This window comes from Brevibacillus sp. NSP2.1, assembly GCF_000470975.2.
Taxonomy (GTDB): Bacteria; Bacillota; Bacilli; order Brevibacillales; family Brevibacillaceae; genus Brevibacillus; species Brevibacillus agri.
Window position 1 is genome coordinate 2,017,770 of sequence record NZ_CP048274.1, and the last position, 18,176, is coordinate 2,035,945.

Here is an 18,176-nt window from a genome sequence, read left to right on the forward strand (position 1 = left end):
CGGGCACCTCTCTTCATGGTGAGCATGCTGGTTTTTGCCGCTTTTTTGTGTCGCCCCCGATTCGGGACACAAAAAGGGCCATCCGTACCATTCTTATGCCGGAGCCAGCGAAAAAGCCCACTTGCGGAAGAAAGCCGAACGCGGAGGCAGCCAGTAAGCGACAGCGCGCATTTTGCCAAGCGGCCACAAAAAAACAGCCGACAACATCGGCTGCTTGCGTTCTTATGGTTTGCGCGGCTGAAAGTACTGGATGCGCTTGTTGAACAGATGGAGCTCCGCCTTGTAATCGCGGGCCAAGTAACGACAGTATTCGTTTGCTTTGTTCTTGTCGCCGTGCGTCGCTGATTCGGGCAGGGCAATCTGGATGTAGTGCTTCTCGGTGCCGTTTTCCTCTTTGCTGCCGACCCCTACGACGATGGACTTGTACATGCTTGGGTCTTTTCCTTTCAGGAGGAACCACGAGTCCTTGCCTTCCGGACGTTCTTCTATGGTATATGGAAAAGCGGCCTCTGCGTAGGACCAGCCGAGCTGCTCCCCTGTTTTCGAGGTCATGTCCATATATCGCGTAAACTTGGCTTTTACGTCGTCAATACTTGCGGATTGGGCAGTTGAGCCATTAACGAAATAGATGTAGGCCGATTGAAGTTTCACGATTGCACCCTCCTAGTACCGGGAATATCTGCGTTTAGTGTAGCATTGCTTCCACACTTTGGCAATGAGACAGTTGGGAAAGGAAAACAATTGCGCGTCTTTTCTGAAAAGTGTAAAATATAAATACTATTTATATAGTCGATAAGTGAACGATAAAGGATCATGGAGGAGTAAACCCATGCAGGAGGCCTCGATTAGACACGTATTTGAAGCATTGAACACGATGCGCGCCATTGACGTAGTGAACAAGGAAGACTGGGAGCGAGCAGCGAAGGAAGCCGAACTGGATTCCTCCGTGCAATTAAACATTCTCTGGATCATTTACTGTTATGAGGGGGTGCGCGTCACGCAAATTGCCGACTGGACTTTCTGGCACCCGTCGTCGATCGTCATCCACATCAAAAAGTTGATGGAGAAAGGAATGGTGACGATTGAAAAGTCTGAGCTGGACGGACGCGTCGTACACGTGTACCCGACCCAGCGAGGCAAGGAAGTTCTGGAGGCAAGCCGAAGAAAAGTGCCATCTATTTTCAGATTGACGTATGCGCTGGAGAAAATGGAGGAACGATACAGTACAGCAGTAGTCGAACTGTTCTTCGAATGCCTCTCCTTTGTGGCTCAATCGCTGCACGGAGCGGAGAAGGTAAGGTGGATTCAGGAGGGCGAGGAGCGGGTCATGAACCCCACTCATTTGATTAGTTAGGCGAAATGGGTGGCAAAAAGCGGATTTTCGCGTATAATGTTAAATACTCCGAATATTTTTGAAAATGTTGTCGGAGTGAAAATCAAGACGAGGAGGGATTGCTGATGGAGCACTACGACCACTTATACGACGTTTCGGAAAACGCCAATGTCCGTTTTCTCGGGTTTATCTCCGAAGGAACGAGACACGACTTCGGCATTGTATTCACGCACAAGTTTTATGGAAAGCCGTTGGTGATCTGTATGCAGACGGGGCAATCTACCCTTCTCAGTTCAGATGATGCGGTAAATCCAGGGTACCTGCAAAGGATTTTCCGACTGGACTCGGAAAGTGAAGCCAAGGCACTCGCTGAATTTTTCCAAGAATACTTGCCTCCCATCCCATTTGAAGAAAATCAGTATTAGCGGGCGAGCAGAAGTTTATCTTCTGCTCGTTTTTTACTGGTTCCCGAAGCTGCCAGACAGCCGGCAGCACGGAGCGCCCTGTTTACGAAGCGGGCTGCGACAGCATAAAATCGGGATAGGGAAGAGGAGGGACGTAGATGAGCGTACATAAATGGTCGGCAAGCGAGCCAAAAGGAGCGGTCGTGCTCGTGCACGGCACGGGAGAGCACCATGGCAGATACGAGCATGTCGCGGCGTTTTTGAATCAACAAGGATGGGACGTCTACGCGGAAGACTTGCCTGGCTGGGGACGCTCCCCGGGGATCAGGGGGCATGTTGATTCGTTTGACGATTATGTGCAGCGGGTGCGGGAGTGGACCGTGGCCGCCCTGGAAGACAGCGCAGGCAAACGGCCCGTTTTTTTGCTGGGCCACAGTCTGGGCGGACTGATCGCTACGCGCTTCGTGCAGCGGGAAAAAGCGGCACACGAGCTGGCGGGACTGGTTTTGACCTCCCCGTGCTTACAGCTAAAGCTGGAGGTGCCCGCCTGGAAGGCGCAGGCAGCGAGACTGCTGGACCGTTTTTGGCCGACGCTTGCGATTGCAAACGGGATTACGCCTGACATGGTTTCACGGGATGAGGCCGTGCAAGCCGCCTACAAAAACGATCCGCTCAATTATCCGAAAGTCAGCGTGCGCTGGTTTTTGGAACTGCACAAAGCGATGCAGGCGGCCTGGGAGGAGCGGGAACGGCTTACGGTGCCTGTGCTGGTGCTGCAGGCGGGCGACGACTCGCTGGTGGATGCAGACGCTGTGGGGCGCTTTACAGAGGGCATCCAGGGGCAGAAGACGTTTCGCCGCTTTCCGGGCTTGCGCCACGAGGTGCTGAACGAGCCGGAACGCGAGGACGTGCTCAGCCACATGGACAGATGGATGAAAGAGATCGCCCAAAACAAAATGTGACATACTAATCGACAAAAGTTGTGTGCAATTACCGTATTGACTCCAAATGGTGTGGCATATTAATATAAAAGCATGTTGAATTGAAGAATATGTGACATCACATTTCATTTGGAATCACAAATGCGGAGGGGACACAGATGGGAACTATCGTATGTCAGACTTGCGGGACCATCATCGAGCATTTTGAAAGCAACTCAGTGAAAACGCTTTATGGAGTATGCCATTGCGAGTGCAGACCGGAGCAAAGACAGGAAAAAGAATAGCGAAAAACCGTGCAGGCCTTTCTACAAAGGCCTGTTTTTTTTGACAACCTTTTCATCTTGGAGGATAATGGAGAAGTGTGAAAATCGTTGCAAAAGGAGGAATTGTTTCATGAAACGTAAGCCCATGCAGGGTTTGCTGGCCGCCGCATTGCTGGTCACCTCCCTGTGGACCGGGACTCCAGCGTTTGCGAACAGTATCGGACAGGAAATCAAAATAGACGTAAGTCAGCCGGAAGTTTCCAAAGACGGCTTTGACATTTCCAAGGAATATGCGATCTGGAAGATTGCGGGGGAACAAAAGCTCACCTTGTACAATTTGAGCAAGCAGGCCGAGACGAAGATCGGCGACAAAAACTCCGACAAGAAAAACCCGCGGGTCGACGGAAAATACGCGGTCTGGATCGACTCTCGCCACGGCGGAGCAGACGTGTATTTGTACGACATTGCCAAAGACGAGGAAATTCGCTTGACCAGCGGAAAAGCCGCTGCAGCCGATCTGGAGATCTCGGGGAAAAAGGTCGTTTGGTCCGATAAAAGCGATGCGGGAACAGACATTTACATGTACGACATCGCGACAGGCGACACAACGCGCGTTTCCACGAGCGGCAAAGCCAGCGATCCGACCGTCAGCGACAGCTACGTAGCGTGGGAAGACTCCCGCGATGGCAACCCGGACATCTACTACTACGACATCGACAAGCAAAAGGAAGAATTGGCAGCAGGGGGCAAGGCACACCAGATTGAGCCGAGCCTTTTCAGTGACAAAATCGCCTACGTAAACGGACAGCAGGTTTACGTGTACACCATCGGCACGGGAAGAAACAAGCAGTTGACGGATACTTCGACCTCCAAGTCGGGCGTACATATTTACAAAGACACGATCGTCTACCTGGACGATGACGATCTGGCATATCGGGACGCGAGCAAATCTTCCGGCAAAGAAATCGCGAGCAGCGTGTTCGAGTCGGTGCGTCCGCGCATTTTTGAAGATTACGTCATGTACGCAAAGAGAGACAACGACAAAAAGCTGCGCCTCCACATTTATGATCTGGACGAAAGAGCTGACATCGGGCTGGGCGCAACTTCCGGGGAGCCGAGCCAACCGGATGGCTCTGACCGTTACGTAGTGTACGTGACAGAGTCGAAAAAGGCAAACTCCGTCGTCCTGTTCGATACGGAAAAAGGGACGAGCAAGGTCATCAGCAAAAGCAGCGCAGACCCGATTCGTCCGGTTGTGAGCGGCAAGTACGTAGTCTGGTACGATCAGCGGGAAGATGCACTCGTCGCGTACGATATTCGCAAAGGCACGGAAAAGCAGATTACGAACGAAGATGACGACCAGCAGCCGAGTGAAAAACTGTATGAGGTCGACGGCAGCAAGCTGTTGTGGGTCAATGTGGATCGCCGCGCCGACCTTATCATCACCGACCTGGCAACGGGCAAGGAAGAAGAAATTGCCAGCCTGAGAACCGAGCCGTTAAGTGTAGATATTTACGGCAATTACGCTGCCTGGGTGGAAGAAACAGGCTCGAAAAAGGCAGACATTTACTTGTACGACATCGAGGAAAGAGACGAGACGGTAATCCGCAAAAACGTGGAAGTACAATCCGCGCAAATCGGAGACGATTTTGTGGTCTGGAGCGAAAATAGCGGAGGCGCGAAAAACGGTTGGGATTTGTACTACTACAGAATCGATCGTCAACGGACAGAACTGCTGATCCGCTACTCTGAACGCGACCAAAAAAATCCGCAAGCTTCCCGCAATATGATTCTTTTTGAAGATAACCGCTTGTCTTCCAAAGAAAAAGATTTTTATTATGAGCTGTACGATGTAGAAGACCGCTCTTACAGCGATGTGGAGTGGGACGACAATGCTGAGATTTCCAGCCCAAGAATCGGCGGCAATCGCATCGTCTGGATCGACGAGCGCGATGGCAAACCTGTCGTCTACACGATGGCATTTGCAAGCCCACGGGATGACGATGCCGTAGAGGAGCCAGGTACAGATCCAAAACCGGACCCTGAGCCGGGCGATTACAGAGAGTACAAATTGGTTGACTTGATGCTCGACGGCACGCTGGCGGAGAAAATGAACAGTACCGATTTTACCAAAATTGTGTTTGTCTTCTTCCAAGGGACAGAGGATGAAATAACAATGCCGCTGATAGAGGCTTTCAACGATAGCAAACGTATGGTTGATTTGTTTAACCAAGCTGGCCTCACCACGATCGACATTCGATTCTATAAGTAAACGAGAACAGGCGATTAGGCACAGTCCTAATCGCCTGTTTTTACTGTTCCCGTCAAATAAGGCTTCGCCAACACCAGCCCAGCCAAAAAGAACAAGACCGCTACGTAGGCAGGAAGCAAATGCACAAAATCGACGTACCCGACCGCGAAGTGAATCCCGATGCCAGCAGCGAAGCCGGGGATGCCCGCGAGAAACAGCGTCCACCATACCCACGCTTCTCCGCGGCGAAAGCCCCAGAGGCTGATGAGCAGCACGGCGAGGCCGTCGGAGACGAGAGCGCCGCCGAAGCCGGCCCGGTCGTGGGCGATCAGCGGAATCAGCCGTTCGTTAAACGCTTGCAGCATCTCGGCGGACACGCAGAGAAAGACCAGATCGGACGGGACGAAGACGCCAGTGATCCCGATCAAGGAAATAATCAGCCCAGCTCCGGTCAAAGCAAAGCCGATGACGACAAACAAAAGCTGTCCCCACAAAGCCATTTTCCACGTGCGGTCGTTGTGCCGCTCGGGAGGGAGCGCAGGCAAGTGTCTTTTCGCTGGTGTGCGCAAAGCAAGCAGAAACATGGGCAGCAGAAGGAGCGCGAGTACGGCATGCATGTAGTCAAAATAGCCGTAGCCAATAAACAGAAAAAAACTGGAAAATCCGACGGCTCCGGAGGCGAGCAGCACAGCGCGCGTCCAGTGAATGTCGTGGCGCAAGCCGTGAAAGGAAAGCTGCGCGTAAATGATTCCGATCGAGATCATCGTTCCCGCCAGGCTGATCCGGTCATGCGACATAAAGGAAAGCAACTGGGGGCTGATCTGTGACAATTGCTCCGCAGACATTTGCAAAAAACGCTCGTCGTACGGGAGGATGACAGTGGATACAGCGACCAGCCAGGCCAATGCTCCGCCGACGATCATCCCGAGCCCGAGCAGAAGCCCCCACACCCAGGCGGGTAACCAGCGGATGGCACGTGCCTGTCTCGCTGCAGGAGCAGGAGGCAGTTGTGCCGCTGCGACTTCCGCTGCTGCTTCCGTGCGCTCGCTCTTATTCGCTGGCTCGACAGCCTGACGCGCAGCGCCGGACTGCAAAATCGCTTCATTGATTCGTTTGGGCAAGCCCGGACCGGCGTACACAAGGCCGCTGTGCAGTTGCACAAAGTCGGCGCCAGCTTCCAAAAAGGCCAAAGCGTCAGCAGGCTCGATGATGCCGCCGGAGCCGATCAGCAGGCAGTCTGGCCAAGTTTGCCTCGTCAGCGCAACCGATCGCAAGGCGGCTTCGCGGGATGGCTTGCCTGTCTGGTACAGGGGCGCTGGCGAGTCGCTTGAATCGTGTGGAGCGCTTTTCACGCCACCCGCAACCATGATCCCATCCAGTCCTGCGTTACGGGCGATTTGCAGCAGCGAAAGCCACTCTTTTTCCGCTATTCCGGGCGGGAGCGCGAACAGGAGCGGGCGCTCGGTCGCCTGCCGCAGACAGGTCAAATGCTCCTGCCACTGGGCAGCGCTCCACGGCTCATGTCTTTGGCTGGCGCGGTAGTCCAGCGAAAAAAACGAGCAGTACGGCTGCAGGCGCAAAATCAGTTGCTCTCTTTCAGCGGTCGCTTCCTTTAGTGCAGCGCCTGGGCGAAATCCCAATCTGGCGCCGAGCGGAATCGCTACAGAGGGGGAGCGGCGCAAGCAGTTTTCGAGAGCGGCGACCCCGGGATTTTCGAACGGGGCGCTGTATGTAACGGAGAGATTCGTCGTCTTGCGCAAAGTAATACCTGGATCAGACAGCGGCGCAAGCGTAACCGGCCCCAGCTCGATGTAGCCAAAGCCAAAGCGGGATAGCGCTCCAAGCGCTTTTGCTGTGGGATCAAGCCCTGCTCCCAGGCCGACTGGAGTCGGAAAACGCAAACCCCTGACCGTTTTGGACAAAGCGGCAGGCGGCTGCATGTGCCCCATCAGCTCGATAACGGAAGTGCCACCGGGCAGCTTCGCCAATGTGCCGATGGCAGCGAGCGTGAAGCTGCGTGCGCGCTTTGGCGGCATGAGAAAAAGCAGCGGTTTAAACAACGTCTGGTACGACCAGTCTGGCATTCGCATCATCACCTTCCTGATTTTTCCCATTTCTATCTTAGCTCAAAAGGTTCAGGCAATACATGCCCAAATCATGAAAGAAGCCGTTGCCTTCGAAATAGAGGCAACGGCTTTGCGCGCAATGAGGGGTTTACCCCGAAATCGCGGTTTGTCTTTTGATGACTTTGATCGTTTTTAACGACTCATCCTCTGGACCTTGGACGGGCAGTCCGACGCGGATGTTTTCCTGGATGTACGCGATGTTCTCCTCAGTGATGACCTCGCCTGGCAGGAAAATCGGAATCCCTGGCGGATACACCATGATGAACTCCGTAGTGACGCGGCCTGCGGCTTCCACGAGCGGGATGGTTTCCGTCTCTGCATAAAAAGCATCGCGCGGCGTCGTGGACAGCACCGGAATGTTCGGCAAGGAAATGGTCGGCTTTTCTTCTGCCTGCACGTGGGCAAACTCCACGGACAGCTCGCGCAGCGCGTTGACGAGCGCGTGAAGGGATTCTTCGGTGTCCCCTGCCGTGACAAAACAGAGAATGTTGTACAGGTCGCTCATTTCCACTTCGATGTTGTACTTGTCGCGCAGCCAGTTTTCCACTTCCCAGCCGGTAATGCCCAGATCGCGTACGTGGATCAAAAGCTTGGTTGGGTCCATGGCAAAAGTCGCCGGCTTTCCGAGTATTTCTTTGCCTACGCAGTAAATGCGCGGGATGTCGTTGATGAGGTCGCGGGCCTTGTTCGCCAGCTTCATCGCCTGGTCGGCCAGCATCTTGCCGTTGAGCGCCAGATGTTGGCGGGCCATATCGAGCGAAGCCAGGAAAATGTAAGAGGTCGACGTCGTCGTGAGCATGCTCAGCACCGTTTTGACGCGATCTACATCTACGAGGCCCTCGCGCACGTTCAGGATGGATGTCTGGGTCAGCGAGCCGCCCAGCTTGTGTACGCTCGTCGCTGCCATGTCAGCTCCGGCCTGCATGGCGGAAATCGGCAAGTCCTCATGGAAGTGAATGTGCACGCCATGCGCCTCGTCCACCAGGACCGGAATTTCGTAATTGTGCGCGGTTCGCACGATCTCGCGCAAGTCTCCGGCAATGCCGAAGTAAGTAGGGTTGATGACGAGCAGAGCCGCAGCGTCAGGGTGGGCTTCCAATGCTTTTTGCACGGATTTCACTGTAATCCCGTGGGAGATGCCCAGACGCTCGTCCATCGCCGGATGAATGAAAATCGGTACCGCTCCGGCGAAAATAATCGCCGACATGACAGATTTATGCACGTTTCTCGGCACGATGATTTTGTCGCCAGGGCTGCACGTCGCCATAATCATCGCCATAATCGCGCCGCTTGTTCCTTGGACGGAGAAAAATGTATGGTCAGCGCCGAACGCTTCGGCTGCCAATTCCTGCGCTTCTTTAATCATCGCCTTCGGATGGTGCAAGTCATCCAGTGGCGCAATGTTAATGAGGTCTATCGAGAGAGCATTCTCCCCGATGAACTCGCGAAATGCCGGATGCATGCCCATACCTTTCTTATGGCCCGGAATGTGAAATTGAATCGGGTTCCGGTTGGCGTGCTCCAACAACCCGCTGAACAAAGGAGTTTTCATTTGTCTCACTACGATCGCCTCACTTTACGAATCAAGAATAAAGGGGAAAAACAAACAAATTGAGTATAGCAAAATAGGGGGGGAAAGCAAGCGAATTTTTATTCATATTCGCGTGTGGCAGCAGGAGTTTTCCCCGCTTGCCGAGAAGCTTAACAAAAACGGGGGGATGGAGATGAAAACAAAAGTAACCGAGCTGTTGCAAATCAAATATCCGGTGGTGCAGGGCGGATTGGCCTATCTAGCATACGCAGAACTGGCCGCTGCTGTGTCAAACGCAGGCGGACTCGGACAAGTCACGGCGATGTCGCTTTCGTCGGCAGAAGCGCTGCGCGAAGAAATTCGCAAGGTGCGCGAGCTGACAGACAAGCCGTTTGGCGTCAATTTCGCGATTGGGCAATACAATCGGCCGTATGAAGAAGCATTGGAGGTCGCCATCGAAGAGAAAGTAGCCGCCATCTCTGTGACCGGAGGCAATCCTGAGCCGCTCCTGCGCCGACTCGACGGCCATCCGATCAAAAAGCTGGTGCTGGTCGCGTCCGTGCGGCAAGCGCAAAAAGCGGAGGCGATCGGGGCAGACGCCGTCATGGCTGTCGGCCAGGAAGGCGGAGGCCATCTGGGCCGGGACGACATCGGGACGTTTGTGCTCATTCCGCGCGTTGTGGACTCCGTCCGCATTCCGGTGCTGGCCAGCGGCGGGATTGGCGATGGACGCGGAATCCTCGCTGCGCTCGCGCTCGGCGCGGAAGGCGTGGAGATGGGCACCCGGTTCATCGCGACCAAGGAGTGCGTCCACGCCCACGAAGCGTACAAGGAAGCTTTGCTGAAAGGAACCGAACAAGATACGGCTGTCATCAAAAGAACGCTGGGAGCGCCGGCGAGGGTTGTGCGCACGCCAGGCTCTGACCGCATTTTGCAAATGGAAAAAGAAGGCGCCGGCTATGAAGAGCTGAAAAGCTTCATCAGCGGCGAAAATAATCGCACCTTCATCTACGAAGGCGACCGTGAGCACGGCTTTGGCTGGGCAGGCCAGGTCATCGGCCTGATTTCGGACATCCCTTCCGTTCAGGAACTGTTCGAGCGGATGTTCCGGGAGGCGGAAAGCGGCGTTCAGCGGCTGAATGCCATTCGCGGCTAAAAGAGAGGCGCTTCCTTTTCCTCTAGGATGCCCCGCACGGTGACGGTATGCCAAAAAACAAAAGAACAGGCAAGCGCTTTTCAAAAGAAAGCGGACCTGTTCTTTTGCATATATCTTTAGCAAATGCCAGGGAGGCGATTAGGAAAGCTTAACGACCGATTGTGTACAGCTTGCTGAGAACGGCAAACGTGTTTTCGAGTTGTCCCAAAAGCGCCTGCGGATCAGCAAGCACCGGATCGTGACGATCAATGGTCAAGCCGCAGAGCAGCTCCGCTTTTTTCACTTGCGCCAGCCTGTCCACCAGCTTTTTCACACCGGCTTTGCCCAGCTCCGCCTGGGAAGTGCTGTCGGGCGCGGTGTGATCGGGCGACCAGTGGAAATAATCGGGCACCAGCGTCATGATTTCGTCGAGATGCTCGCTGAATGATTGACTGATCTGGGCCTTGGCCGGAGCTTCGTAGATGACGGCATACCAGACGAACAGATGCGTTTGCCACAGGCCGATTTGAAAATGCGGATGCTTTTTGTACCCGCGTTTGTCATTGGCCCAGGCGACCCACGTATCTGCTGGCGGGTTTACGGTGCGGCGGGCATGCTTGGCTACGTGGTAAAACATCTCATCGCCGGTTGCGGCCGACAAAATGGGCGCAAAATGGTGGCCAAGCGCTTCAAGCTTGGGGCGAATCACGGTCTTGATTGCGTCCATCCGCTGGTCGAGTCCATCAACGGCAAAAACGTCAAAATCTTCTTGGCGAAAGCCGGAAAACGCAGTCATGGAACAAACACCTCATTTATCATGATCGAACGCCACGTATAAAGAAAAGGGCGAACGTCCTTGTCAAGGGAGCTTGGAATCCTCCATATGATATCATACCACGCAGGAAAAAAATACTTGCCGGGATATGAATAGCAAAACCGAAGCGTGAATAATATGATATACCACTCACTCCCTTACAGCCGAAACGAAATCTGAGTATTCTGTCAACGGGAGGAGCCAGGATGAATCTCGGCATGGAGCTGGAGTATGACAATCTGGCGGTTTGGTTTGATCGCAAGACATTGCACGCGATGGTGCAGGCCCTGGTGGAAGCGGGGGTGAGCGTCACGTGGAAGGAATCTCCCGAGCAGTTTCACCTCCTCGTGAACACCACGGACGGCCTTTCCGACTGGACCATGCAGCGATTAAACGGGTCTTACAAGCTGCAAGTGGCAGGCGTTCCTGTACATGACTCGCGGGTGGCGCTGGTATTGTACCACTTCGTGGAACGAGCAAAGGGGCACGCCATCATCAAGGTCAGGTTGGATGACTGCATCTTGATGAAGCACGTCCAGTACGGAGAAGTCGTCAGAATAGTGGAAATAAAAGGAGCTGAGAAAAAAATGATCTACGAAAAATTCTGCAATGTGACGATGGACCAAGTGATTGCCGCTTTGAAACGGCGTGACTCAGAGGAGCGTATTCCGGTTTTGCGTCTGGAGCTCGATTATGAACTGGCGACGTTGTTTGACGCGATAAAGGCAGAAGATCAGGCCCAAATCAAAAAATCTATGGAAGTATTAAAACAGCTTCGTCGAGAAATGCTGCTTTTGGAAGCGTAGGTAGACTGGAGGATAACCATAGGACGATGAGCTTGACACATAGGCATACGGAATGAAAAAGCGACATCTCACAAAATGAGGGTGTCGCTTTTTTTGGTTGCGCAAATTTTCGCATTTCCCGGTTTGCCAAAGTCTTTATTTGAACGGGCGGCGAAGCGGAGGTACAATAGAGAAGGCTTTGACTGCTTATTGCAACGCATGTACCAGAAAGGAAGAAAATGTTTTGGAACCATTCCTATCCCAAATACCCAATGTCGCGATTTTGCTTCTGGCGATCATCGCGCTGACGCTGATTTTGCTCCTCGTCGTCATCCTGCAATCGGTTCGCATCAGCCGCATGCGCAAGTCGATCAACAGGCTGATGACAGGTACCGGAGGAGCCAACCTGGAGGAAGGCTTGCACAGGCTGCTGGATCAGGTAGATGAAGTCAAAAAACTGCAAGGCGATCAGCAGTTTACGCTCAATCGTCTATCACAGCGTATAGCAGCCCAGTGTGGCAGGGTAGCCATCATTCGCTACAACGCCTTCGGGGATGTCGGCAGCGATCTGAGCTTTTCCTTGGCGATTTTAGATGACGCCGAAAACGGTGTGGTGATTACCAGTATTTTCGGGCGGGAAGAGTCGCGCGTGTACGCCAAGCCGATTGAAGCGGGAGCATCCGCCTACCACTTGTCCGAAGAAGAACAGGCTGCCATCAAAAAGGCAATGACGGCAAATTCCGGCCTCTGACTCGCGGCGAATTCTTTTGAAACCGCAAGCATATGAATGAATCAGGGAGATCATTGCGTCTCTCTGCGTCATATTGCGGATATTCGGTATTTTTGCGTAAATTCATCTGCTTTTTCATCAAGACTTTTGAGGGCTTCTGTTGTATAATAAAGGTGTCAAGGATGGCTTTTTTTCGGAAAAACAAAAAGTAGGTGATCCGCCTTCATTACCCAAATCGACTTTCGATTCGCGGGGCAAGGCCAGGTTCTACAGCGTTCCTTCGTTGACACTTAGCGTATCTCCTCTACATTTGGACACAGTTTGGTCGTAACTGGCCCACGGAAACCAAAAGAATTGAGGAGATATTTATGGCACAGCGTTTAGCAACCAACTACGCCAAGGCCTATTTTACGGTGAATGAAGAGGAGTTGAACCAATTCGTCTCGCTCTTCACCAATGAACACATTTCAGTCGATGTCAAAGTATGCGACAACGGCGACCGCGACGTAATCTTGTCTGACCATAACGGCGAAATTCAACTGAGCTTTTGCCGTGTCGGCAATCGCTACTCTTGCGACAGCTCCTATCTCATTCGGGATCGGCAGTTGGCGAATGCGATGAGAAAAGCGATGAAAACGTTTCGGGGCTATGGAATCGTCCACAGAATTTACGAAGGCTTCACGATGGTGTACCACTACGATCAAGGATCGGTGGTCAGCATCCAGGAGCTGTCGGGGGACGAGGAGACGTCCATCTTTGAAGATACCTCTCTGAACATTGCCAACGAGCTGGAAGCGTTGTTCCAGCAAGAGGGCAGCGAAAGGGAGATTGAGTCCTTGCGTCAGGAAACGGACCGCTGGCTGGATTTGCGTAATTGGGCAAAGGGAGCTGCTCCGGAGAAACTTCCAGCAATCGATACGCGTTTAGTGATGTTGTCGCAGCGTCTGTTTGAACTAGAAGTATAAAAAACGTAAGACAAAACGGGTGCCGAGTGGTGCCCGTTTTTTCATGGACTTTCTCGAAAAAGGGTATTGTCAAAGTAGGCAAATACATGGTATTGTTGTTTTCGTTGGAAACAGGATTAGGAACCAGGATTCACTTCAAAGGGTGGATAACAAGAGGGAAACCGCCCCCGTTAGTGAATGACGCAGGTCCTAGCGATGTTTAACATTACACTTGCTAGGAAGGGGGAACCGAAAGATGGAATACTCGACTTTCGGAAGACACGTTGCTGTTGACACATGGGGAGTTCAGTTTGACTTGTTGAACGACGCAGAATTTTTGAAAAAGGAAATGATTGAAGCTGCTGAGGCATGCGGAGCTACGGTGCTGAGCGTGCAAGCGAAGCAGTTCTCTCCTCAGGGTGCTACCGTGCTGGTTCTTCTCTCGGAAAGCCACCTGTCCATTCATACTTATCCTGAGCGCGGTTTTGCCGCTCTGGATTGCTACACTTGTGGCGAGACAGTCGATCCGCAAGTTGCCATCGACTACTTGGTATCCGTGCTGAAGCCGGAGAAAACCTACGCGAAGAAACTCGTTCGCGGAACAGGTGAACTGCAAGTGGTTGAGCCAGAAATCAAAGTGGCTGAAGTTGTGAGTAAGTAACAAAACGGAAGAGTATTCAAGAGGTGCGGGAGACATGTCCGCACCTCTTTTACGTGAGCATGCGCTGTCGATCCATCACCGCAACGGCTGCTGGATCGTCGTGCGCATGTCGTGCAGAAGTCTGGTAAATTCGGTCGAGGTGTTCGTTATTTTTTGTTCTACCGAGGTGCCCTCGTGCAAAACCTGGTTGCTGCGGTTCGTCGCTTCCTCGTAAATTTGCGCGTTGATCGCACGCACGCGGTCAAAGACGGCTTGGTCGGACGAGACTTGCATTTGCAAGGTAGGCGACACAGCCCGACAAGCAGAGTGGACTTGCTGCTCGATCACTTTTGCCTGCGGCTCGCCAAGGTTGTCGCGCACGCGAATGCCGATCACGGCGTCCTGGCCGCTTACGACGACAGTAGCGCGATCGACGCCCGGGACATCATCAGCCGCTTTTGTAAGCTGCTCTGCCAGGTCTTGATTGAAGCCGTTTGAGGTGTACCCTTTGAGGTAGTTCTGGGCGTTGATTCCTTGCGTATAGGCGTTAAAATCGTGTCCGATGCTTGAGCGAGTCATCGGTGTCGCTGGATGCGAACTGCTTTGCGTCTGTGCGCCCGTGTCAGGCCCTGCGTTGGAAGACGCGCACCCGACAAGCGTTGCTGCGATCAAGAACAAACCTGTGAAATAGCTTGGCTCGTTTTTCCTCATGGCAGACCACCTCCTGTCTTTAGTATGTCGATTGTGGCGCATGCTAATCAGGAAGTGTTTCCAAGTAAAAAAATGCCCATTGTGCCGTGTTTCGCGACCTGTTAATATGGAAGGTATGCATAACAGAGGAGGTTCACATGAAGCGTCTTGACATACGCAACATTGCCATTATTGCCCACGTTGACCATGGAAAAACAACGTTGGTCGACAAGCTTTTGATCCAATCGGGCACATTCCGCAGCAACCAGCAGGTAGAGGAGAGAATGATGGACTCCAACGACCTGGAGCGGGAACGCGGGATTACGATCCTGGCGAAAACAACGTCCGTGAAATACAAAGAGTTCACCATCAACATTTTGGATACGCCAGGCCACGCCGACTTCGGTGGCGAGGTAGAGCGGATCATGAGCATGGTGGACGGCGTCCTTTTGATTGTTGACGCATTTGAAGGCTGTATGCCACAAACCCGTTTCGTATTGAAAAAAGCGCTCGAAGCAAAAGTTACCCCGATCGTTGTCGTGAACAAGGTAGACCGCGACAATGCACGTCCTCAAGAAGTCATCAACGAAGTGTACGACCTGTTTATCGATCTCGATGCGACGGAAGATCAACTGGAATTCCCGATCGTCTACGCTTCCGGCCTGCAAGGTATCGCCGGAATGGAGCCGGATAAACTGGAAGGCGACCTTCGTCCACTTTTCGACACCATTGTTGAGCACATGCCCGCACCTGATGCCGATGAAAACGCACCACTCCAAATGCAAGTAACCATGCTGGATTATAACGACTTTTTGGGTCGTATCGGGATTGGCCGCATTTATCGCGGAACCATGAATGTAAATGAAATGGTATCGGTCACCACGCGCAACGGCGAAGTGAAAAAAGCGCGGATTCAAAAGCTGTTCGGCTTCTCCGGCTTGCAGCGCGTGGAACAAAAAACGGCGAGAGCAGGGGACATCGTCGCGATCGCAGGGATTGACGATATCAACGTAGGCGAAACCGTTTGCCACGTCGACCACCCGGATGCGCTGCCTCTGTTGAAAATCGACGAGCCGACATTGCAAATGACGTTTTTGGTGAACAACAGCCCGTTTGCAGGCCGCGAAGGGAAACACGTTACTTCCCGCAAGCTGCGCGATCGCCTGATGGCCGAGCTGGAGACAGATGTATCTCTTCGTGTGGAAGAAACAGATTCTCCAGATGCGTTCATTGTATCTGGACGCGGGGAATTGCATCTGTCCATCCTTGTGGAAAACATGCGCCGCGAAGGCTTCGAGCTGGGCGTGTCCAAGCCGGAAGTCATCGTGCGAATGATCGACGGACAAAAAATGGAGCCGGCTGAGTTTCTCGTGATCGACGTGCCGGAAGAATACACCGGGGCTGTCATGGAGACGCTGGGCCAACGCAAGGCCGAGATGGTCAACATGGTCAACAACGGCTTCGGCCAGGTCCGTCTGGAGTTCATCATTCCGTCCCGCGGACTGATCGGCTACCGCACGGAGTTTTTGACGATCACACGCGGCTACGGCATCCTCAACCATTCCTTTGACAGCTATCGTCCGCTTGTCCAGGGCGCTGTGGGTGGACGTCACGCAGGCGTGCTCATTTCCCACGAGACCGGAACCGCAACCACGTACGGCCTGATGTCTGTCGAGGATCGCGGCATCATGTTCATCACGCCGGGTACGGAAGTCTATGAAGGCATGATCGTGGGCGAACACAACCGCGACAACGACTTGACCGTCAACGTGTGCAAAGAGAAGCACGCGACCAACGTCCGCTCCGCAACGAAGGACGAGACGGTGAAAATGAAGACCCCTCGCCTGCTGACGCTGGAAGAGGCTCTGGAGTATTTGAACGACGACGAGCTGTGCGAAGTTACGCCACAATCCGTCCGTTTGCGCAAAAAGTATTTGAACAAATCGGATCGCGAGCGCTACGAAAAGCAAAAGCGCTGGGAAGCACAACCGCAAGCGTAAGCTCGCGGCGCGATCGCGGTACAATAAAAGCCGCTTTGTCCCCGATGATGGGCAAAGCGGCTTTTGGTTTGGCAGGGAAGCCGTTTTTTACAGCAAGCGTTCGATGTCAGCGGCCACGTCTTCCGGCTGCACGCGGGCACCGATGCGCTTGACGATACGGCCTTCCTTGTCTACGAGAAACTTGGCGAAGTTCCATTCGATCTCTTCACCCTGGCCTTCGGGAGCGTTGGCTTTCAGGTGCTGGTACAAAGGATGGGCAGTCGGACCATTCACATCGATTTTGGCAAACAGCGGGAACGTTAGGCCGTAGTGGCGATCGCAAAATGCCGCGATCTCTTCCTCGCTGCCAGGCTCTTGAGCGGCAAACTGGTTGCACGGAAAGCCGAGAACGGCGAATCCTTTGTCCGCATAGCGCGTGTACAGCTCCTGCAAGCCTTTGTACTGCGGGGTTAGTCCGCACTGGCTGGCGGTATTGACGATCAGCAAAACGCGTCCTTTGTACTCGGCCAGCGTCTGTTCTTCGCCGGAAATCGTCTTGACGGAAATATCGTACAGGCTCATGTTTTTCCCACCTTTTTCTAAGTTTGCGACCCTCTCATCATAGCATGTCCGCGAAAAGGCAGGCTAGCATTGTCATGCGCCAAGTGCAGGAGCAGTCCGTTTTTGACAGGAAATCCATCACCTGATAAAGTAAAAAGGATACATACGAAAAAACGTTGGAAAAAGGAAAAGATTATGCAAAAGAGCGGGTCTTTCCCGTCGCGGTGAGAGGACACGGCCTTTTGCGTTACAGGAGAGATTTGTGATGGACTGGATACACCTTGCTTCAACCTACGTACCGGCAAACCCGGATCAACTGAGCGCCTACGACAGCTTCCGCCTGTGGGCGGACCATAATCGGGCTTGGATTTTGTTTGTGCAATTAATTATCGTTTACTACCTGGGGTTTGCGACGGTAATTCGCATGCCGATCTTGAAAACGTTGCTTTTATACCTTCTCCTGTTCGTCGGGGCGCTGATCTTTGCGATTTTGGACGTCCAGCTTCCTGTGAAGAGCGCGATGCTGGTCGCGATTGTCATTCTGGTCGTCGTCAAGCTGAGAATCAAACCGGAGCGAGAGTGAGGTGGCCCTCGTGAAACGTGATGATGCACTCTTTAACTGGTTGCAGATTCAAGTGGTAGCAGACGCGCGGCCGGACGATCAGTCGGCGCAGGAGACGGCGGCGTTTTTCTTGCAGATGTTGCAGGAGGACCACGCGCTTAGCGAGCTTGCCTATCGGCAGGAAGGCGGCTGGTACGTGCTGACGGCAAAGGAGGAAGCGGCGACGTTCGAGCGCAAATATCCGGCTGAAACGGTCGAGTCCTTGCTGGTCGCGATTGAAAACGAGCCTAAATACAATAGTTAAAAAAAGGGAAAAGACTCTTTCCGGCTCCGACCTGTTCGGCGGCGGAAGAGTCTTTTTTGTCGTGCGCACGGGGGCATTATCAGGCGTTCAGAGTGTCCCGGCGCGCTTTTTTGCTGTCTGGAGCCGCTGTGGGTATTTAGACGTGTTTTCGGCTGCGGTGCAACTTTTGAAAAAAACGCTACG

At 53.2% G+C, this 18,176-nt stretch carries 19 protein-coding genes; 13 read left to right on the forward strand and 6 right to left on the reverse strand.

The features are described from left to right. Window positions 1–222: 222 nt before the first annotated feature. Window positions 223–651, reverse strand: coding sequence for a DUF1885 family protein (locus M655_RS10145; RefSeq protein ID WP_005832788.1), 429 nt, complete (start codon window positions 649–651; stop codon window positions 223–225). A 178-nt stretch (window positions 652–829) separates the two neighbouring features. On the opposite strand from M655_RS10145, the gene M655_RS10150 reads away from it, so the two are divergent. The 5 genes from M655_RS10150 to M655_RS10170 all read left to right on the forward strand — a co-directional run bounded on the left by M655_RS10150 (window position 830) and on the right by M655_RS10170 (window position 5,213). Then, window positions 830–1,354, forward strand: a complete 525-nt coding sequence (locus M655_RS10150) for a MarR family winged helix-turn-helix transcriptional regulator (RefSeq protein ID WP_005832786.1) — start codon at window positions 830–832, stop codon at window positions 1,352–1,354. Window positions 1,355–1,458: 104 nt separating this feature from the next. Further along, entirely contained in the window at window positions 1,459–1,758 is a 300-nt protein-coding gene (locus M655_RS10155) for a DUF3055 domain-containing protein (RefSeq protein WP_005832784.1), read from the forward strand. A 137-nt stretch (window positions 1,759–1,895) separates the two neighbouring features. Beyond that, window positions 1,896–2,699: an alpha/beta hydrolase gene (locus M655_RS10160; RefSeq protein ID WP_005832783.1), complete on the forward strand. Its 804-nt coding sequence runs from the start codon at window positions 1,896–1,898 to the stop codon at window positions 2,697–2,699. 137 nt (window positions 2,700–2,836) lie between these two features. Further along, window positions 2,837–2,962: a GapA-binding peptide SR1P gene (locus tag M655_RS10165; RefSeq protein WP_005832781.1), complete on the forward strand. Its 126-nt coding sequence runs from the start codon at window positions 2,837–2,839 to the stop codon at window positions 2,960–2,962. Window positions 2,963–3,071: 109 nt separating this feature from the next. Beyond that, window positions 3,072–5,213, forward strand: a complete 2,142-nt coding sequence (locus M655_RS10170) for a hypothetical protein (RefSeq protein ID WP_005832780.1) — start codon at window positions 3,072–3,074, stop codon at window positions 5,211–5,213. Between the two features lie 26 nt (window positions 5,214–5,239). Here M655_RS10170 and M655_RS10175 read toward each other — a convergent pair whose 3' ends face one another. Together M655_RS10175 and M655_RS10180 are read right to left on the reverse strand one after the other, a co-directional pair. Then, window positions 5,240–7,276, reverse strand: coding sequence for a dihydroorotate dehydrogenase (locus M655_RS10175; protein ID WP_026557399.1), 2,037 nt, complete (start codon window positions 7,274–7,276; stop codon window positions 5,240–5,242). A 130-nt stretch (window positions 7,277–7,406) separates the two neighbouring features. Next, a complete protein-coding gene (locus M655_RS10180; protein WP_005832775.1) occupies window positions 7,407–8,879 on the reverse strand; it encodes an aminotransferase class I/II-fold pyridoxal phosphate-dependent enzyme in 1,473 nt (490 codons plus the stop codon). A gap of 163 nt (window positions 8,880–9,042) precedes the next feature. Here M655_RS10180 and M655_RS10185 point away from each other — a divergent pair, with 163 nt between their 5' ends. Next, on the forward strand, window positions 9,043–10,005 hold the full coding sequence (locus M655_RS10185; protein ID WP_005832773.1) for an NAD(P)H-dependent flavin oxidoreductase: 963 nt from the start codon (window positions 9,043–9,045) through the stop codon (window positions 10,003–10,005). Window positions 10,006–10,153: 148 nt separating this feature from the next. Here M655_RS10185 and M655_RS10190 read toward each other — a convergent pair whose 3' ends face one another. After that, entirely contained in the window at window positions 10,154–10,780 is a 627-nt protein-coding gene (locus tag M655_RS10190; protein ID WP_005832771.1) for a YktB family protein, read from the reverse strand. Window positions 10,781–11,004: 224 nt separating this feature from the next. On the opposite strand from M655_RS10190, the gene M655_RS10195 reads away from it, so the two are divergent. The 4 genes from M655_RS10195 (at window position 11,005) to speD (ending at window position 13,918) form a co-directional block, all read left to right on the forward strand. Continuing rightward, window positions 11,005–11,604, forward strand: coding sequence for a YkzI domain-containing protein (locus M655_RS10195; protein WP_007784134.1), 600 nt, complete (start codon window positions 11,005–11,007; stop codon window positions 11,602–11,604). 223 nt (window positions 11,605–11,827) lie between these two features. Beyond that, complete coding sequence (locus M655_RS10200; RefSeq protein WP_005832768.1) at window positions 11,828–12,334, forward strand: DUF4446 family protein; 507 nt, start codon at window positions 11,828–11,830, stop codon at window positions 12,332–12,334. Between the two features lie 347 nt (window positions 12,335–12,681). Further along, on the forward strand, window positions 12,682–13,278 hold the full coding sequence (locus tag M655_RS10205; RefSeq protein ID WP_005832766.1) for a hypothetical protein: 597 nt from the start codon (window positions 12,682–12,684) through the stop codon (window positions 13,276–13,278). Window positions 13,279–13,513: 235 nt separating this feature from the next. Further along, the gene (gene speD / locus M655_RS10210; protein ID WP_005832764.1) at window positions 13,514–13,918 is read left to right on the forward strand and encodes an adenosylmethionine decarboxylase; all 405 of its coding nucleotides are present in this window, start codon (window positions 13,514–13,516) and stop codon (window positions 13,916–13,918) included. Between the two features lie 75 nt (window positions 13,919–13,993). Here speD and M655_RS10215 read toward each other — a convergent pair whose 3' ends face one another. Next, a complete protein-coding gene (locus tag M655_RS10215) occupies window positions 13,994–14,608 on the reverse strand; it encodes a YhcN/YlaJ family sporulation lipoprotein (RefSeq protein WP_005832762.1) in 615 nt (204 codons plus the stop codon). Between the two features lie 137 nt (window positions 14,609–14,745). Here M655_RS10215 and typA point away from each other — a divergent pair, with 137 nt between their 5' ends. Next, window positions 14,746–16,587, forward strand: coding sequence for a translational GTPase TypA (gene typA, locus M655_RS10220; RefSeq protein ID WP_005832760.1), 1,842 nt, complete (start codon window positions 14,746–14,748; stop codon window positions 16,585–16,587). Window positions 16,588–16,674: 87 nt separating this feature from the next. On the opposite strand, the gene M655_RS10225 is transcribed toward typA, so the two are convergent. Further along, a complete protein-coding gene (locus M655_RS10225; RefSeq protein WP_026557398.1) occupies window positions 16,675–17,148 on the reverse strand; it encodes a glutathione peroxidase in 474 nt (157 codons plus the stop codon). Window positions 17,149–17,392: 244 nt separating this feature from the next. Between M655_RS10225 and M655_RS10230 the strand changes: the two genes are divergently transcribed. Both M655_RS10230 and M655_RS10235 read left to right on the forward strand, forming a co-directional pair. Next, a complete protein-coding gene (locus M655_RS10230; RefSeq protein WP_026557397.1) occupies window positions 17,393–17,710 on the forward strand; it encodes a YlaH-like family protein in 318 nt (105 codons plus the stop codon). A gap of 10 nt (window positions 17,711–17,720) precedes the next feature. Further along, complete coding sequence (locus M655_RS10235) at window positions 17,721–17,993, forward strand: hypothetical protein (RefSeq protein ID WP_005832754.1); 273 nt, start codon at window positions 17,721–17,723, stop codon at window positions 17,991–17,993. The last annotated feature ends 183 nt before the right edge of the window (window positions 17,994–18,176 follow it).

Excerpts from the sequence above, each read along its gene's own strand:
- M655_RS10150 (WP_005832786.1), top strand. The coding sequence starts at position 830 with ATGCAGGAGGCCTCGATTAGACACGTATTTGAAGCATTGAACACGATG.
- M655_RS10155 (WP_005832784.1), top strand. The coding sequence starts at position 1,459 with ATGGAGCACTACGACCACTTATACGACGTTTCGGAAAACGCCAATGTC.
- M655_RS10160 (WP_005832783.1), top strand. The coding sequence starts at position 1,896 with ATGAGCGTACATAAATGGTCGGCAAGCGAGCCAAAAGGAGCGGTCGTG.
- M655_RS10165 (WP_005832781.1), top strand. The coding sequence starts at position 2,837 with ATGGGAACTATCGTATGTCAGACTTGCGGGACCATCATCGAGCATTTT.
- M655_RS10170 (WP_005832780.1), top strand. The coding sequence starts at position 3,072 with ATGAAACGTAAGCCCATGCAGGGTTTGCTGGCCGCCGCATTGCTGGTC.
- M655_RS10175 (WP_026557399.1), bottom strand. The coding sequence starts at position 7,276 with ATGCCAGACTGGTCGTACCAGACGTTGTTTAAACCGCTGCTTTTTCTC.
- M655_RS10185 (WP_005832773.1), top strand. The coding sequence starts at position 9,043 with ATGAAAACAAAAGTAACCGAGCTGTTGCAAATCAAATATCCGGTGGTG.
- M655_RS10190 (WP_005832771.1), bottom strand. The coding sequence starts at position 10,780 with ATGACTGCGTTTTCCGGCTTTCGCCAAGAAGATTTTGACGTTTTTGCC.
- M655_RS10195 (WP_007784134.1), top strand. The coding sequence starts at position 11,005 with ATGAATCTCGGCATGGAGCTGGAGTATGACAATCTGGCGGTTTGGTTT.
- M655_RS10205 (WP_005832766.1), top strand. The coding sequence starts at position 12,682 with ATGGCACAGCGTTTAGCAACCAACTACGCCAAGGCCTATTTTACGGTG.
- speD (WP_005832764.1), top strand. The coding sequence starts at position 13,514 with ATGGAATACTCGACTTTCGGAAGACACGTTGCTGTTGACACATGGGGA.
- M655_RS10215 (WP_005832762.1), bottom strand. The coding sequence starts at position 14,608 with ATGAGGAAAAACGAGCCAAGCTATTTCACAGGTTTGTTCTTGATCGCA.
- typA (WP_005832760.1), top strand. The coding sequence starts at position 14,746 with ATGAAGCGTCTTGACATACGCAACATTGCCATTATTGCCCACGTTGAC.
- M655_RS10225 (WP_026557398.1), bottom strand. The coding sequence starts at position 17,148 with ATGAGCCTGTACGATATTTCCGTCAAGACGATTTCCGGCGAAGAACAG.
- M655_RS10230 (WP_026557397.1), top strand. The coding sequence starts at position 17,393 with ATGGACTGGATACACCTTGCTTCAACCTACGTACCGGCAAACCCGGAT.